We start from the raw sequence: 16,849 nt of genomic DNA on the forward strand, positions 1-16,849 counted from the left end.
AGTCATGATTTGGACTTTGATTCTTAAGTATTTCAATCTTTCCTTCGCTAGCTGTTTTTTAAAGGGGAAATCTAAGTTAAATAAAAATATTTATGCTAGGTTTATAGGCATATATTTATTTCCATTTTTCGGATCAATCATATACTATTTTTAGGCTGCAGTTTATGTTACAAATTTTAAAGGAGTGTTTCGTTTGGATGAGCTAGAGAAAACATTATTTAATAAAAATTTTTTTATAAAAGATAAAAAAAAATCCTTTCTCCGTTCATTTAAAAATTTCTTTACTACAAAGTCTAATAGTGAAAAATTATATTTAGAATTAAATATAAATTCCTCTAAGGAAAAAAATAATCATTTAATAAATGATATTCAGTCTTATATAGAATTCTTAGGGGTGAAATTTGATTGTAAATATCTTGTTGCTGTGGGCTGTAATCAATTAGATCTTTTAAAATCATTATCTAAGAGGTTCAAAATTATTGGGATAGATAATAAATATAATATTGAATCATGTAAAAGGATTGAAATACCTGGTAAATGGATTGAATATGATCTGGAAAAAGAAATGAGTTTACCAATAGATAGTCATGTGCTGAGAGATTCAATTATTATTTGTTTAAATTATATTGAATACTTGGATAATCCTTTTAATTTACTTTACAGCATTAAAACAGCTATGAAGCACTCTCCTATATGTTTAATGAGGACTCAAGAGAGAGAACTACAAGAAAATAAATTATTTCAATGTAAAAGGAGCTGGAGCCTAACTGAGTACACGAAATTATTAAATCATTTTAAGTTCAATATTGAATTTGTAGGCTTAACAAAAATAAATGAATCTACAAAAATGAAAGATCAAATTTTGTCAATTATAGGGAATGAAAGTTTCAATAAAACATATAATAATCCCTTTAAAGTGGTTGCTTTAATGGCTGTGTACAATGAAGAGGATATTATCTATTATTCAATAAAGAAATTAATTGAACAAAAAGTATACGTTTATGTCATAGATAATTGGTCCACTGATAAAACTTATGATATTGTAATGGAATATAATAATAACCCTTATTTTATTGGCTGCGAAAGATTCCCTCAAAAAAAAGAATCTCATGATAATAAATTTGATTTCACTAACATTTTAGATAGGAAATCAGAGCTTGCAAGCCATATCGAAGCAGACTGGTTTATTCATTGTGATGCCGATGAAATTCGAGAGTCCCCCTGGGAAAAATTAGAATTAGTAGATGCTATTCGTTACGTGGATCATATAGGTTACAATGCCATTGACCATACTGTTATTAATTTTCAGCCGATTGACAATGGCTTTATAAGTGGTGACTTTGAAAAACATTTTGAATACTTTGAATTCGGGATATATGCTGCTGGTTGTGTTAAGACTTGGAAGAAAACTGACCAAAAAATAAGCTTATCAGGATCTGGTGGACATCAAGCCCAATTTCAAGGCAGAAAAGTAACCCCTTTTAACTTTCTTGTTAAACACTATCCTCTACGTTCTCAACAACATGCTGAAAAAAAAATATTTCAAGAAAGAAAGCCTAGATATATGAAAAATTTAAAAGAGAAGGGATGGCATGTACAATACAATCAATATCGTACAGGGGATACATTTCTTCGAAATCCAGATGAGCTCATTAAATACTCTAAAGATAATTTTTCATCATACTTCCTAGTAGAAAGATTATCCAATCTTTTTAACTCTAACTCTTTGAAAAACTTTTTCTGAAATTAAACCGAAAAACAAATATAAGTTATTAACTTAGGTTTGGTTTATTATTGAAATATTGTTCACGACGACAGGTATCTTACCAAGATTGATAAATTTAATAATCGTTCAATAAAGCAGAAATTTATCTACATTGAATGAACAGATTTAGTTTAGCATCATGGAGGTATAAATTCATGCTTGATAAAGAAGCAAAGAATAAAATAGCGGTAATTGGTCTAGGATATGTTGGATTACCTCTTGCTTTCTTATTTTTAAATAATGGATTTGAAGTTATCGGAATTGATATAGACGAAAACAAAATAAAAGAGCTCAATGATTGCAAAAGCTATTTACCGGATATAACAAATCATGAATTAAAAAAGGTATTAAATAAATCATTTACAGTTTCTTCTGATTATGAACTTATCAAAGAAGCAAATGTCATTATTATATGTATTCCAACACCGTTATCAGGCACTTCAGAACCAGATTTAACTTACTTAAGTGATGTCGGAAATTCCCTTGTTACAAAACTTAATAAAGGACAATTGATCGTTCTAGAGAGTTCTTCTTATCCTGGAACTACAAGAGATGTTCTTAAACCTATTCTTGAAAAGAGTCGCCTGCAAATAGGAAAAGATCTATTCTTGGCTTATTCTCCTGAAAGAATGGATCCGGGAAGCAAGAAATATTCAATTAAAGATATCCCCAAAGTAGTTAGCGGTGTAACTGAAGAATGTTTAATTAATGTTGTTAATGTATATTCTAAGGTTTTTAATCAAGTCATTAAAGCTTCGACTCCAGAAATAGCAGAGATGTCAAAACTTTTGGAAAATACTTATCGCTTTATTAACATCTCTTTTATTAATGAGTTTTCTATATTGTGTGATTTACTAAATATAAATGTTTGGGAAGTCATTAAAGCAGCTAGTACTAAACCATTTGGTTTCGCTCCTTTTTATCCAGGGCCCGGAATAGGTGGGCATTGTATTCCTGTAGATCCTCTCTATTTAAAATGGAAAGCATGTCAAGTGGGTAAAAACAGTGAATTAATCGACGCAGCTAGTCGTTCAAAAAAATTAATATCAGACCATATCGTACAGCAAATAACAAAGTTATTGTCGATTAACGGGGATAATATAAATAATAAAAAGATCTTAATTTGTGGTGTAACATATAAAAGAGATACAAATGATATGAGAGAGTCCCCTTCATTACCAATCATCAATTCCCTTTTGAAAAAAGGTGTAAATATTTCATACCATGATCCTTTTCTTAAAAATTTGGTTATAAATGAATATGAACTTTCCAGCAAAGACTTAACAGAAGATACCTTAAGAGAATCTGATTGTGTTGTAATTTTAACTGACCATTCTACATTACCTCTTAACAAAATTTTAGAACATTCCGAAGTAGTTTATGATGCAAGAAATTGTACAAACGGCAAAAATGGAAGGGCTAAATTATTTCATCTTGGTGGGGGACAATTTTTGTACTGATAAGAATCGAATTGAGCGTCCGCTTCGTCAGTTTTTAAAAAAAGGATCATTGCAACATGCATAGATAATATACCTAAAAACTTTGGAAAACAAATCTTTTTCCTGAAGAAATGCCTTTATGAAAGGCATGATAAAAACCACCAAATGCACATCGTATTACACATGTGAATTGGAGGTTCTTTTTGACATTTTATTTAATTTTTAATGGTTTAAGCTGCGCCATTATCGTGTCAAATGACGCATCGGCTTGGATTAATGCAGCTGTTGTATAAGCACTTTCAGCTAAGGCGGTATCCATGAGGTGGATTTTTTTATCTGTTAATTCCATCACCATTTCCAAGTTCATTTTTGCACTGCCTAGATCGTAAAAGGCAAAAATTTCATTTGCGTCATTTTCGGAGATGGCATTGTTAATTTTATCAAAGCTTGTCCTATATAGAACTATCTTTATAGTAAAAACGCTTTTAAAAAGCCTTGCCTTTGTACTTAAAGTGAAGTCATAAATCTTTTTCTCTCTCTAAAATATGCCCACTCTGTAAAACCTAATTCTTTTAACCTTTTCCTCACTAGTTCAAAATCCTCACCGACACGGCTGGGGTCATGGGCATCCGATCCGAGGGTAATCTTAACACCGTGATAGCAGGCTCTCTCTAGGAGGTCATCTGCTGGATACCAGCCTCCGCAATCTTTCATTTTCCCTGATGTATTTACTTCAATGGCAATATCGTTCTCAGCAATGGCTTTTAAGGTATGTTCAATTGCGCCAGTTTCAATTGCTGAAAAAGAAGGATAGTATCCTTTCATTGCATCGATATGTCCTAGAATGTCAAACAATCCGCTCCGTGCAGACTGTTCGATTAACATATAGTAATTTTCTTTTGTCTGTTGTTTCTCTCCTTCTGTAAGGCCTTCCCAGCGACCTTTTTTAAAAATACCAATTCCATTTACATGGTGCACAGACCCGATAATGTAATCAAAGGGATACTTAGTATAGTGTTTCCGATACAATTCTATGTGATTTGGAAAGAAATCTGATTCGACACCAAGAAGAACTTCGATTTTTCCTTTATATTCTTGTTTTAATTGTAATACCTCTGATATGTACTCATGAAAATGGCTTTTGGCCATTGCGATATGTGGATATGGCTGATCTTCTTCATGGGCAAAATAAGGAGAATGATCAGATATTCCGATCAAGTCCAATTTCTTTTCAATGGCTGCCTCGATATAATCACGAATAGAACCCTCTGCGTGTCCGCACCGGCTGTGATGGGTGTGAAAATCAAATGTAATGTTTTTCTCCATTCAGCTCACCTCTTTTTATTTTGTTATTACCATTTTAACAATTTGCCTGAATCACTGGTATTATTTTGATTTAGAAGATGTTAGTAGATAAATAGAAACTTCCCTTCTTGTAAATTTGGAGGTGTAACTAAATGTATTCCTGACTAGCTTTCTAGAGCACTTAAAAAATATTTAAAATCACTTTTAATGTATGCCCCTTATGTTTACTAATGTAAAGGACCATTGTTGTTTTGCAAATCAGCAAATTCTTTTTAAATGTATTTGCCTTCATATCCTCTTAGTTCACTTTTTTTACAGTCTCCCTTTCTCTGATCCGGAATCCAATTAAAATGAGTCATGAGAGTTTAGCCGCTCATTATCCTCCTCGCTTTTGAAAATAAACAATTTCTGGAGCTTTTGAATCTATTTTTCTAATAAAAGCCACATGTGCCCTCGTTACAAATATTTGTGTACGAAAGGCATAAACGACACTGTCACCAATGGTCATATCGCTTTGTCTTTTCAGGCTGCCGTAGTAATCAATGTTTTCTGAATTAGACTTGTCTACCTCTGTAGAATTTTCTAATATGACTGTTTCTGTTCTTCCATAGAGAGCTTTCTCCATATTCGACCTGACATAAAACCCGCCAGCTATAGTATACGCATGATTTTTATCTAAATGGGAGATTTCTGATATGTAAAGGATAGATGGCTTTTCCTTCAGATTTTCCATATAGGCATGGAGAGGCGTCGTTCCTGTTAATGCATGTCCAGGCTCCCCATGTGTAACACCATAATCTTTTAATCTAGGAATCGTATGACAGCTTGTGGAGCCGGGCGCATTCAGATGTATAACGTTTATCCCAAGATTCTCAAGAACATTTCTCGCCTTTAGCAAAGTATAGAAATTTGATGTGAAATCATAATCATTCTTTTCTTCGTTTAATTGCATGATAGGAAAACTGGTGATGCCAATCACATTCAAGCCAGGCAGAAGCACGATTTCTTTTACACTATTTTCAAGGTCATCAATTTGGAAGCCCCCATTCTGGCCTGGATAAACAAAACCTTTAGAATTGATCACTCTTAAAATGACATCCTGCTTCAAACCTAATCTCAATGCTGCATCTGATAATTGCCGGGCTCTTTCATATGAAAAAAGGGTGACAATTTCCGGTTTTAATCGCTTTAAAACCAAGTCCCACTGATTTTTGCCAGGCTGGACAAGATGTCCGAAGTTGCCGATTGAACAACCATCTCCCCTTAATTTTGCAGCTTCATCAATATCTACTGCAACAGCTTGCTCAATCCCATTTTGCTCGATTACTTTTCCTACAAAGCCGCTTCTCCCGATTTGTTTTGTCATGTAATACAATTTCATGCCATGTTCAATTGATGTTTTTTTTAAAACCCTTACATTTTCTGAAAGAGAATCTAAATCGATAACATACGTATTAGGGGGAATGGTGCCGTCTTGGTGTAATTTTACAGCAGTTTGAATTAGTTCTGGATTTCGTCTTAAAGTTATGTCTAAGAACATGATGATTTCATCCCCTTACGATCTCATTTATTGCAGCGTTTAAAATTCTTATGACGGTAGCAGCAGACGATTTCATTGGATTTACTCTTAGTCCGTATTCCTTTAAATGAGGCTGGCTTTCAAGAAAGCTTCCTGAAACTCGGTATATCATTGGAACCAATTCATATTTTGATTCTGCGCCGACCGGGTAGGTTGCAGCACCATATTTAGCAGCCTTTTCAATCACCACCTGAGCAATTGGTTCATTCAATTCTATAATGACATTTTTAGATTGAGAGTTTGTCATGTAAGCCTCTTTAACAAAGGATGTTTTGTTTTCATTCAAATAGCGGCATAATTGTTCCACCTGTTCGTTTTGGACCGCAAGCATTACCGGTGCGGCTGTCATGCCCCGCAATAATGCGTGAGCCTCTTGGCCCTGGACCTGACCTCCGCCCGAATAATTGCTTTCATGAATTTTATTTATAATTGTTTCTGGCCCAAGAATCACGCCGATTCCTTCTGGACCCATTAATTTAAAGCCTGAAAAGGTTGATAGATGTGCTCCATACTCGACACCGATCCCTTTCATTTTCATAGCACAATAATTATCATCAACGACAATAAACAAATCTGGTCTTTTCTTTTTCACAAAAGCAATAGTCTCCTTCAGGTCATATATATCTGTCGGCTTTTGCCTGGCATGCTGAATATAAAATACTTTTGAGGTATTGTCGGACTCAAGTGCTTTCTGCAAAGCTCCTTTTTCGTTGTAATTCACAGCTATCTGCTTTAAGCCCATCATCCTAAACGTTTCTTGTGTCGTTTTATACATCGGCGCTTTGTGAACAATAACAAAATCTCCTGGTTCTACAACCATACTTAATGTAATACGAATGGCTGCCGTGCCGCTTCCTCGAACTAGTGCACAAGCTTCAGAGTGAAAAAGATTGGCTAATACCCTTTCAGCAGATGCTGTTGTTTTTGGCCGGTTATAAGCGGGATGAAGCCCCAAATCTCCTGTTTCGAAAAAAGAATTGTTCGTAAATTCTTTAGTTATTTCATCCATAAGCCGGAACTGTAATTCTTTCGCTTCCTCTATTGTTCGATTGACTAGAATAGATTCTGCATATCTTAATGCCACGCTTGATCATCCTTCCTTGCGAATGCTAAAGGCTTTTTGAGGATTTTTCACCAGTAGCTTTTTAATGATTTTTTCACTAATCCCACGTTCTTTAAGTGCAGGGATAAATGAGCGGAGCACAATATCATACCCTTGTCCGCCATTTGCACGCAAATGAGATTTCCTCGTCAAATCACTGGAGAGTAAAATCTGCTCCTCATAGCCGGACTCAATAAAAGTGATCAATGATTGAAGCCTGTCTTGATCAGATCGGTAATTTTCTTTTCCAATCGTATCCATTGCCACAAATGCTCCGCTTTTTAAAACTTCGATTACAATCTTGTCATTTGTATTTAAATCTTGATGACCAATCACCACGTGATCAAGCGGCAGATTTTCTTTTTGAAACAGTTCTACCTGTTCAAGCGCACACGAGCCTAATGTAGTATGAGTCGATAGCGGAAGCATTGTTAGCTTGGCTGCCTCAATCGCACCAAAAAAAAGCTCCATTTCAATTGGTTTAAATTCGTTATGACTGCTTCCTATCTCCCCGATAACTCCTGGTTTAATCCTTGTTTCTCCTATTCCATACTCAATCTCTTCCACGATCCACTCAGCAAACAAATCACGATTCCATTGTTTTTTGTCCTCTGGGATAAATGGGTCTTTATAACAGCCGGTGCTTGCTATGATTTGGAGGTCCATTTTCATGCTAATCTCAGCTAGCTTTGTAGCATCTCGGCCCATTCCATCATTTGTTACCTCAACGATGGCTTTTCCGCCATATTTTTTAAATTCTGATAAGTCTTTCATTACTAATTCAACATCTTGAAGACACGTATCGTCGTTGTTTTTTATTCTGCTTAGGTCTACATAAAGGTGCTCATGACAAGCGCAAACACCCATTTCTTCTGGTTGAATTCTCCCTAGCACGGTTTGAATATACATTCTTAGCTCATCTCCTTATGCTGAAGGGGGAGTATAGAGTCCAAAGAGCACCAAAATATTCCCAATTATACCAACTGCTATCGCCCCTACTGGTCCAATAGCCATTCGTACAATCGGACGTCCGGCCGCTTCGTTTAATAGGTAAAAACCTGCGATGGCAAAAAATCCTAAACCTGGTACAATCGCATTCGCCGCATTGGCACCGCCAATCAGCAAAGCCACCTCAAGTATCCTTGTCATCGCAGTTCGTATATTTTCACCTGAGGCACGAATTCCAGGGTATTTATCCAAAAGCTTTGCCAATTGTGTTAACAGCATGACTTCAGCAAAAATAATAGCAGCTCCTAAAATAGCAGCAATAATTGGATGTGGAGTAAATATTCCTGCACCAAATACAAAGGTGAATCCAACAGGACCATAAACTCCTGTTGCAATTGCCGTACTCGCAATTAATGGAACAAACCCGATGGCTTTTGCAAGAGAAGCAATACCACCCTCTGAAATTTTACCTTCTGCCAGCAGATTCAGAGAAATAGGGTCTCCAGCAATTAATAACTGGTTGGTTGCGGCTGCGACAAGGCCGCCGCTAATCATAAGGACCCAAACGTATTTCTTGATTTTAGCCACACGTTCTGTAAACAAGGCGGCAAGCTGAGATAAGTTTTGTTCATCTGATTTTTCCCGAACTGCAAAGGTTATTAAAAAGATCATCCCAACAATCAATGCTATACCCTCAGGGCTTAAAATAACTTCAGTTCCATTCATTCTGATTAATTTTTCGGTGTTTGCAAAGACAATAAGTTGGCGCGCAATCGCTGCCACAAGAAATGTGACAATCCCTTTTTTAATCCCAAATTGTAAGGCAACAGCGATCGCAGGAAATACCATAAATGAGACAACAACCGGCTCCCCTACTTTATTAAACCCTTCAACAAAGTTAAGCGGAAGCAGTGCGAATGCATCTACGACTGCTTGAAGACCGAAATAAATGCCAGCTCCATATAAAGCTCCTGCAACTCCCGCGATGACAGCATTGATTTTTCCTCTATTCAAAGCAAGGCCTATGATGTCTGTACCAAGTAAAATACTGTGAATCAAAATAATGCTTCCGGCGATCGAAATTGGAATTCCAAACCCAATGACAAGCCCAAAGCTCATTGCAAATGCGGTTATCCCAAGCTCCTTTCTGCTCATTCGTCCTTCTAGATTTTCCGGAATGATAGGCCGTAAGCCATCATTAAAAACAGCAATCCCCAAGTTTGCCATAACAGCTGCCAAAGCCCCGATGCAAGCCATTAATATTACTTCTACCATTTCATTCACCCATCCCCGTTATGAAGCTAATTATTATTAGATTTTTTCTAAGAGTTTCTTGCTATAAATAGATAAAAAGTTTTAAATAAAAACAAGCGGTGAATCACTGATTGCTTCCAGCCATACTCCTAACCTCTCACCTCAAGAGAAACTCTCATTTTCGATATGATTGTCCTTGTTTCATTTAGTAGCAAATTAAGTAAAACATCTTTATTTTTTTATTAAGGCATCCATTAGAATCGAAACCGCCTGTTCTTTATGGTCGCCTGTAAATCCGAAAGCTTTTGCTCCTTGTTCAATTGCTGTATGTACCTTTCCTTTAACAGGAGGTTTGCCGGGCATTGAGATGGTTGCACACTGGGATTTGCCAAGTAAAGCGATGGCCATAGCCAAAGCCCCTCCGCCGCCAGTATAACAAGCACCGAAGTAGTAGTCAGCCCCGCCGGACTTTATCAGCATCGCTGCTTCTAAATCGGATTTCACAACCACCTCTGCTTTATTTTCTCCATATTCCTTTATCAATCTCTCAATCTCTGGTTTCTCTACTTGGCCGCCTACTACAATTCTCATTTTTCTTTCCTCCTTTTATCATTACATGTTGTCAGAACTGCAACGAAATGCATAAATAAAAATTCTTTTTCTTCCATAGGGATGGGTTGATTTAGTTGTGATTCAATCCAAATCACTCTTCGGCGGGCTTCTTCTAGATTAGGAGAATTGTATATTTCCTTCATAATGACCGCAGGCGGTCTGTCTAGAGGTTTTTTTCGTTCTATTCTCGTAACAGCCATTGCTAAGTGGGTGATAAGCGTTGAATAACCTCGGGCGTCAGCTTCTGCGTAAAATTCTTCCATTGTTTTTTGACAAATAAAATGGGCATTTTCTGTAATGCAATCAGAGGATTTCAATATTTCCAGCTTTTCTTGTAATTGGTTCATCAAACCACCTCAATATACAGTATTTTGTATTTTGAAAAAATAAGAATGGCTTGCTAGTATTTTGGTATAAATACCCCTTTTTCAACTAGCGCTTGTATTTTTGTAATTTCATTTAATACTAAATGCTGCAGAATAAATTCGGTTTTTATGTTTTCTTTCCTGATCACACAAACAGCTTCTCCTATCTTCGCTTCTTCCTTTTTGGCAATTTCAGAGGTTAATGGCCTTGTATGATACATTTCACAATCGACTTCATCAATGTTCCATATCGTCGCATCAATCGTTTTCGCTCTTAAATGCTGCAGAAGATGCATATAATTCAGTTCAACAAACTCAACTTCTTTTTTGTTAACCTCCGCATTGAGTAATATTTTCTGGTCGGTAGAAAAATTGTCAATTCCTACTTTCATACCATTATTAATTTCATTTTTTCCTTTGTCAGAAAAGAAAATCGCATGCTTTGAAACATAACTGTTCTTGCCAAAGGATAGGGCGATCGACAATTGGGGATCCTGTTTGACGGCTTCTGCTGCAGAAAATTTAGAAACCAGGGCAAAATCGTACCTTCCTTTACTCACTTCCTCTAATCTTAGCTTTGCTCCCCTCATGAATGCGATACTTAAGTTTAGGTGGTTTTTTTCAAATTCAGACGTTAGCCCGGAGGCAAGACCTTCATATTTTTTTGAATATGGCAGGGGCATGACTCCTGTTAGTCTTTCAGCACCGCAATATTTAAATAATTGCGGTATCTCTTTCATTCTGAGAAAGGTCCCTAGGTGTCCTCGTGCTTCAAGCTTTATACAGCCTGATTTCTCTAAATATTTAAGGGCAGTCTGTACAGTTCCTCTTCCAACGTTGAATTTCTCTGAAAATTTCCCGACACTTGGAATACGATCATTCATCTCAATAAATAATAGTTCTTCTGCAATCTTTTGGAGGATCAGCCCTCTCTTTGAAAGCAGCGACTCAAAAATTTCCATAACATCACTCTTGTACAATTATTTGTATATTCATTACTGCAACAGTAGCATAATATGGAAACAACGGCAAGGTTATTTATTTGAATATTTGGATTTTTTTCACGATAGAATATTTTTTACAATAACATACTTATTGATATTTAAGGACATATATATACATAAATAAATATTAAAAGGAGCTAAAGGATGAAAATTTATCCTGTCCACTTACGGAAAAAAAGAACAAACTATAAAGAGAGAAAATTCTTGGCATCGGAAACGAAAAGCCTTAACTCCATGTACGAGCGTTTTTTTAATGACCTTGAATCCTTAAAACAACATTTAGCTTACATGGAAAAAAAGTATAAAATAAAAAACAAGGATTGATTTGATTCTATCCTTGTCTTTTATTTATTCATAACCTTTTTAATCTGCCGGTCAATTTCAGAAAGCATTTTTTTATTTTTTTCTAGTCTTTCTTTTCTTATTTGTGCAAAACCACTGTTTGCTTTTTTATAATCGGTTCGCTTTTTTCTGCTGCTAATATCAACAATGATCCGACCCATCACAACCAGCCCTTTCGATTTTTATTTACATGAAACGCAAACAATTTAAAGGCTGTAAATACGACATCTGCAAATCTATCTATATTCATTTTACCAGATTCTGTACTCTTGTTCAATGCAATCTGATTACGATTATCTATGAAAAGAGTATAGACAAAAACAGTATTATTAACTTCAACAGCAAATGAAATCGTTGCTTGGTCTGATTCCCAAGCATAGCTTGAACTCAATACCTTTAAATATGACTTATTTTTTAGCGCTTCGTCATCGATGTTTACCTTCTTAGTCAAATTCGGATTGGTTCTCGAACAGTGTTCAAGAATTAGGTCATCTTTTTGTAATCGATAAATGGCATAATGTCCATAAAATTCCATCGTTTTATAAGATAGATTCCCCAAAAACTTACTTTCAATCTTTTCTAGTAATTTAATAGAAAGCTCTGATACAAATTCATACTCTTTTTCAGCAATTAAAGGCAAATTGTTGGATTCCATTGCTATTTTCTTCAAATTCTTTTCAAGAGTCAAGATCATTTCTTTTTTCATCTTAATATCTTTATCCAGCTCTTTCATTAGCTCATAAGCGTGTTTAAACCTAAAATGATTCCCTTCAACTAAGTAGGGAGAAAAAATTTCATATTCCCGTCTATGATTTGTATAAGCATAATAATGAAAATAGTCTTTTTTCCTCTCATCTGTCATGTCCTGAAGGGTTTTTTCCTTCAAAATAATGTTTATTAATAAAATTATTAGGAAAAGTAAAATGAATGTCGCTACACAAAACCCTACCACTATATCCATTGTAAATAGCCAACCAATAAAACCAGCCGGAATCGTATAGAGAATGGACCTAAAACGAAAAAAACTTTTAAAAATGATAAAGCCTTTTTTCCATTTTTTCCGATTTAAATCCTTTAAATAATGACTTTCATTATGACTAGTTTTAGGTGCCGCTTCTCGAATCGTTTTTATATAAGGATCTAAATTTTCGGATGCTGCTTCTAAGTTTTCTATTGCCGCATCTCTTTTATATACACTTTCCCGCAAATCGAAACCTCCTGCTTTGTTCTTCTATCTTGCATTATAGCAAGCGTTTTAATTATACATAATCATGATCTGAAAAAATACAAAAAGCCAGCTATTTTTTTGCTGGCTTCATTACACAATTCGTTTATAATCTGTGAACAACTGATTCAGCGTACTTGATTGTACAAGAAAAATCTTCTGATACAAATCCATATAAAACTCTATTCCTTTAAGGACATATTTACCGCTTCAACCGCATGGATATATGGAGTGTCAGACACTGGAACCTCGGAATCTTCCGGTTTTATTAATAATCCAATTTCTGTACATCCTAATATAATTCCTTTTGCTCCGGCATCGATTCAATTTCTAATAACCATTTTATAATAACCTCTTTTACATATTGCAGAGTCAACAGCTAAACAAATTATACTTAAAAGTGGGTGTTGTTAACCTAATTTGAAAAACCTTAAACAATAATAAATTTTTAGCAGGGCTTAAAATGCCGAAGGAGAATGACTACTTCCTTGCCTCATGTACTTTTAAAAGCTTTCCCTTTATTGTCGTATTCTTCATCGCTCTCAATACAATCGGGCCTTTGCCATTTAGGATGTCAACGTATGAGACATTTTCCTGAATTGAAATGATTCCGATATCCTCTGCTGAGACACCATTAATCTTGGCAATAGTGCCCACAAAGTCTACTGCTCTTATTTTCTTTTTCTTTCCGCCATTAAAATAAAGCTTCATGATGCCTTTATTTAATTGCGCACCTTTTTCTTTTTTAATCGTTGGCTGATCATTTATCTTTTCCTCAAAAGAGGGTTTTCTTCTAGCAACTTCCTCTTTTAAGGGGGCGTTCTTTAAAGGTATTTCAAAGCCTATATATTCCTCAAGTTCTTCTACGTACTTCTCTTCGTGTGGCGTGAAAAATGTTATGGCTTTTCCCGTTTTCCCAGCTCGGCCAGTCCTTCCTGTACGGTGGACATAGCTTTCTTTTTCTAATGGGATGTCATAATTGATAACAAGGGATATGTTTTCAATGTCAATTCCTCTTGCTGCAACATCTGTCGCGACTAAATAGCGGAATTTTCCCCTTTTAAAATGATTCATTACTGCAAATCGGTCTTCTTGTCTCATACTCCCATGGATCTTATCACACGGATAACCGAAACGTTTTAATTGCCTAAAAACTAGATCAACCCGTTCCTGGGTTCGGCAAAAAATCATACAGCTATCTGGATTTTCTAGTATAGAGACATCTTTAAGCAAGGAATTCTTTTCTTCTTCACTCACTTTTAACAAGGAATGAGTAATTTTATTTGCCATAATTTCGGAAGCTTTAATATCAATTTTAATTGGGTTTTTCATATATTTACAGCAAAGGTTTTCAATGTCATTTGGTAATGTAGCGGAGAAAACTAAGGTCACCCGATCTTTAGGGAGTTTTTCTATAATCGCTTCCACTTGGTCGATGAATCCCATATTCAGCATTTCATCTGCTTCATCAATTATTAAATATTTCAAGCGGTCTAAGGAAAGGGTTTCCTTTTTCATATGGTCTAGAACTCGTCCAGGTGTACCTGTAACGATGTGAGTTTTTTGCTTTAATTCTAGTTTTTGTTTATCAAAAGGCTGCTTTCCATATATGGCGGCAGCTTTAATTCGTTTAAACCTTCCTATGTTTTCAATATCCTCTTTCACTTGCGCAGCGAGCTCACGAGTTGGTGTAAGTATTAACGCCTGGGCCTTATTCTCTTCCCACTTTACCATTTCACAAATAGGAATGCCGAAGGAAGCTGTCTTTCCACTTCCAGTTTGTGACTTCACTATAAGATCCTTCTTTTTTAATGCTAAAGGTATGACTTCATGTTGTACCTCTGTCGGATTCTTATATTCTAAGCTAGCTAGCGCCCTTAGTATGTCTTTACTTATATGAAAGTCTTTAAAACCGCTTCTACCCATTTATGAACCCCATTTATAGTTTTAATTCTTTATATGCTGTTTACAATAATCAATGATTAAGGCTTCCTCATCTTCTTCTAGTGAAAGATCAATATACCTGTCTGTTTTTTCTTCAAAAAATTGATATTGAGCAATCCGCGAACCATTTTCATCTAATACAAAGATAGATTTTAAATATAATCCATTTTCAGAGAACAATTCGTCTTCCTCTGGTACCTCAATTTTAAGTATATATTCATAGCGCTCGCCAGTTAATATCCCAGTCGGATCCTCAAGCTTTTCAACTGTATGTCCAGTAATCAACATTTCATTAAACGTCCTTTCGATCATTACATTATTGGTAGGGTCTAGTAACACCTTACATATTATACACTTCCCTCGTTAGTGTGGACAGTCGAATGAATATAATTTGTGTTTTTCCGTTTTATTGAAAGAGATATTCATTCATATATTATCCTATTCATATGCTTCTAGCATACTTTGTAATTCATCATATAATAATCCTTTATTTTTTCAGCAGGTCAAACTCTTTTCTGGAAATTTAGCAGTATAAATACGAATTTTGCAAATCATTATGGGATTATTATCTCTATAGTCAAAATTAAATACAAAGTTGCATTTACAAGATTCTATGGAGAATTTAAACTGAAAATTGTTTAAGTTCTGACAAAAACTTATTGTTACATATTCTTTGAAAGAATAGCCAATTTTAGTAGATTGAAGGAGTGATATTTTTGAAGAAGCAGATTGGTATTATCGGCAGTGGCACAGCAGGACTTCAGCTTGCTTATGCTCTGAAAGATGACTTTGAGGTGACCGTTATTCACCATCGTTCGCAAGATGAGATTCGAAATGGAAGGATTATGTCTACCCAGGTTCACTTTGGTTCTACTAGAGCCCGTGAAAACCGCTTTTCTATGCCCAAATGGGAAGATGATCATCTTCTTAATAGTGTTCATATAACAATTGGAAATCAAAAACTATTTGTGGGAAGCTTGAATGAACCAGCATTGTCTGTTGATCAACGTTTATATTATTCCTATTCCATGGAAGATCTTGACAAGCAAGGTGTTTCTTTCAGGATGGAAAGAGTTGATAAAGAGAATACCGAGTCATTAATTGAAGAGTATGATTTAGTGATTGATTGCACAGGGAAATCTGGCCCCCTTTTCCCATTTCCGATTGAAAGAGATTTGTCCCCCTTTCATTTTCCTCAGCGAAAGTGTATTACAGGGTATTTTTTAGGTATAAAACCGAATCACCCGCTCGGTATAAATGTAACCGTTCTCCCTGAACTTGGAGAAATGTTTGAAATACCAGCAATGACGGAAGAAGGCCCTGTGACGATTTTGTTCATTATGGCAATTCCAGAAAAGGAATTAGACGCATTTAAAGGCATAAAGGATCCAAGTGAGTTTACAAACCGGATGAAAGGTACAACCCAAAAGTATTTCCCGGATATTTATCATCGGATTAATAATGACCAATTTGCTTTATGTGATGACAATGCCTACCTTCAGATTGCCATCACACCTGTTATTCGAAGGTCTTATGGAATGTTAGACGATAAGCTGGTTTTAGCTTGTGGAGATAGTGTTTTTCTCAATGACCCGATTACCGGCCAAGGCTGTAACCTTTCCTCTTATTGTGTTGAGAAATTGGCCAGCACCCTTTTGGAATACAAAGATTTACCATGGGATAGTGAATTAGGTAAAACGTATTGGAATCGGACAAAACCATTTGTTAAACAAGTAACTGAATGGACGAATGCAATGACACAGCCGCTTCCTGAGCATGTTGTTCAATTGTTGTTAGAGGGAGCACACGATCAAGCAAAAGCAGATCGTATTGCTGAATGGTTTGCAGACCCAAGGAAAGCCCATGAAGCATTTTTCAAAACAACAATTAAGAATAATTCATAACAATTAAGAAAAGCTCACGGTATCTTGGTGATCATAGAGTTGAAAAGTTCTGCTTACCTAC

General features: G+C 35.6%; 15 protein-coding genes and 2 pseudogenes. 3 read left to right on the forward strand and 14 right to left on the reverse strand.

Translation table 11 applies throughout. From position 1 onward, the window contains the following. The first annotated feature begins 193 nt into the window (after window positions 1–193). Window positions 194–1,744 carry a glycosyltransferase family 2 protein gene (locus IC621_RS22160; protein WP_191161549.1) on the forward strand — a complete coding sequence of 517 codons (1,551 nt, stop codon included), beginning with the start codon at window positions 194–196 and terminating at the stop codon, window positions 1,742–1,744. A gap of 176 nt (window positions 1,745–1,920) precedes the next feature. Further along, window positions 1,921–3,225 (forward strand): nucleotide sugar dehydrogenase, encoded by a 1,305-nt coding sequence (locus IC621_RS22165; RefSeq protein WP_191161551.1) that lies wholly within the window; start codon window positions 1,921–1,923, stop codon window positions 3,223–3,225. Window positions 3,226–3,415: 190 nt separating this feature from the next. Here the strand turns inward: IC621_RS22165 and IC621_RS22170 are convergent. The 14 genes and pseudogenes from IC621_RS22170 to IC621_RS22230 all read right to left on the reverse strand — a co-directional run. Beyond that, window positions 3,416–3,655 (reverse strand): annotated as a pseudogene (locus IC621_RS22170) (PTS sugar transporter subunit IIA domain-containing protein); the annotation flags it as partial. A 56-nt stretch (window positions 3,656–3,711) separates the two neighbouring features. Then, on the reverse strand, window positions 3,712–4,530 hold the full coding sequence (locus tag IC621_RS22175) for a histidinol-phosphatase (RefSeq protein WP_191161553.1): 819 nt from the start codon (window positions 4,528–4,530) through the stop codon (window positions 3,712–3,714). A 355-nt stretch (window positions 4,531–4,885) separates the two neighbouring features. Further along, entirely contained in the window at window positions 4,886–6,049 is a 1,164-nt protein-coding gene (locus tag IC621_RS22180; RefSeq protein ID WP_191161555.1) for a YhfX family PLP-dependent enzyme, read from the reverse strand. A gap of 7 nt (window positions 6,050–6,056) precedes the next feature. Further along, on the reverse strand, window positions 6,057–7,172 hold the full coding sequence (locus IC621_RS22185) for an aminotransferase class V-fold PLP-dependent enzyme (RefSeq protein WP_318153108.1): 1,116 nt from the start codon (window positions 7,170–7,172) through the stop codon (window positions 6,057–6,059). Between the two features lie 6 nt (window positions 7,173–7,178). Continuing rightward, window positions 7,179–8,099 (reverse strand): phosphotriesterase family protein, encoded by a 921-nt coding sequence (locus tag IC621_RS22190; RefSeq protein WP_191161557.1) that lies wholly within the window; start codon window positions 8,097–8,099, stop codon window positions 7,179–7,181. 15 nt (window positions 8,100–8,114) lie between these two features. Continuing rightward, window positions 8,115–9,413: a YhfT family protein gene (locus tag IC621_RS22195; protein ID WP_191161559.1), complete on the reverse strand. Its 1,299-nt coding sequence runs from the start codon at window positions 9,411–9,413 to the stop codon at window positions 8,115–8,117. A gap of 210 nt (window positions 9,414–9,623) precedes the next feature. Continuing rightward, window positions 9,624–9,983 (reverse strand): DUF2620 domain-containing protein, encoded by a 360-nt coding sequence (locus tag IC621_RS22200; RefSeq protein ID WP_191161561.1) that lies wholly within the window; start codon window positions 9,981–9,983, stop codon window positions 9,624–9,626. Further along, on the reverse strand, window positions 9,980–10,351 hold the full coding sequence (locus IC621_RS22205) for a PRD domain-containing protein (RefSeq protein ID WP_191161563.1): 372 nt from the start codon (window positions 10,349–10,351) through the stop codon (window positions 9,980–9,982). The genes IC621_RS22200 and IC621_RS22205 overlap by 4 nt, the downstream gene beginning before the upstream one ends. 53 nt (window positions 10,352–10,404) lie before the next feature. Continuing rightward, window positions 10,405–11,331 carry a GntR family transcriptional regulator YhfZ gene (yhfZ, locus tag IC621_RS22210; protein ID WP_224752733.1) on the reverse strand — a complete coding sequence of 309 codons (927 nt, stop codon included), beginning with the start codon at window positions 11,329–11,331 and terminating at the stop codon, window positions 10,405–10,407. 386 nt (window positions 11,332–11,717) lie between these two features. Continuing rightward, a complete protein-coding gene (locus tag IC621_RS22215) occupies window positions 11,718–11,876 on the reverse strand; it encodes a hypothetical protein (protein WP_191161565.1) in 159 nt (52 codons plus the stop codon). Further along, entirely contained in the window at window positions 11,876–12,922 is a 1,047-nt protein-coding gene (locus IC621_RS22220; protein WP_191161567.1) for a hypothetical protein, read from the reverse strand. The genes IC621_RS22215 and IC621_RS22220 overlap by 1 nt, the downstream gene beginning before the upstream one ends. Window positions 12,923–13,122: 200 nt before the next feature. Continuing rightward, window positions 13,123–13,263, reverse strand: a pseudogene (locus IC621_RS26665) (aspartate racemase); the annotation flags it as partial. A 157-nt stretch (window positions 13,264–13,420) separates the two neighbouring features. After that, window positions 13,421–14,866: a DEAD/DEAH box helicase gene (locus IC621_RS22225; RefSeq protein ID WP_191161570.1), complete on the reverse strand. Its 1,446-nt coding sequence runs from the start codon at window positions 14,864–14,866 to the stop codon at window positions 13,421–13,423. A gap of 21 nt (window positions 14,867–14,887) precedes the next feature. Further along, on the reverse strand, window positions 14,888–15,172 hold the full coding sequence (locus tag IC621_RS22230; protein ID WP_191161572.1) for a DUF6509 family protein: 285 nt from the start codon (window positions 15,170–15,172) through the stop codon (window positions 14,888–14,890). 428 nt (window positions 15,173–15,600) lie between these two features. On the opposite strand from IC621_RS22230, the gene IC621_RS22235 reads away from it, so the two are divergent. Continuing rightward, window positions 15,601–16,788, forward strand: coding sequence for a styrene monooxygenase/indole monooxygenase family protein (locus tag IC621_RS22235; RefSeq protein WP_191161574.1), 1,188 nt, complete (start codon window positions 15,601–15,603; stop codon window positions 16,786–16,788). The last annotated feature ends 61 nt before the right edge of the window (window positions 16,789–16,849 follow it).

Source organism: Metabacillus arenae, from assembly GCF_014773385.1.
Lineage (GTDB): Bacteria > Bacillota > Bacilli > Bacillales > Bacillaceae > Metabacillus_D > Metabacillus_D arenae.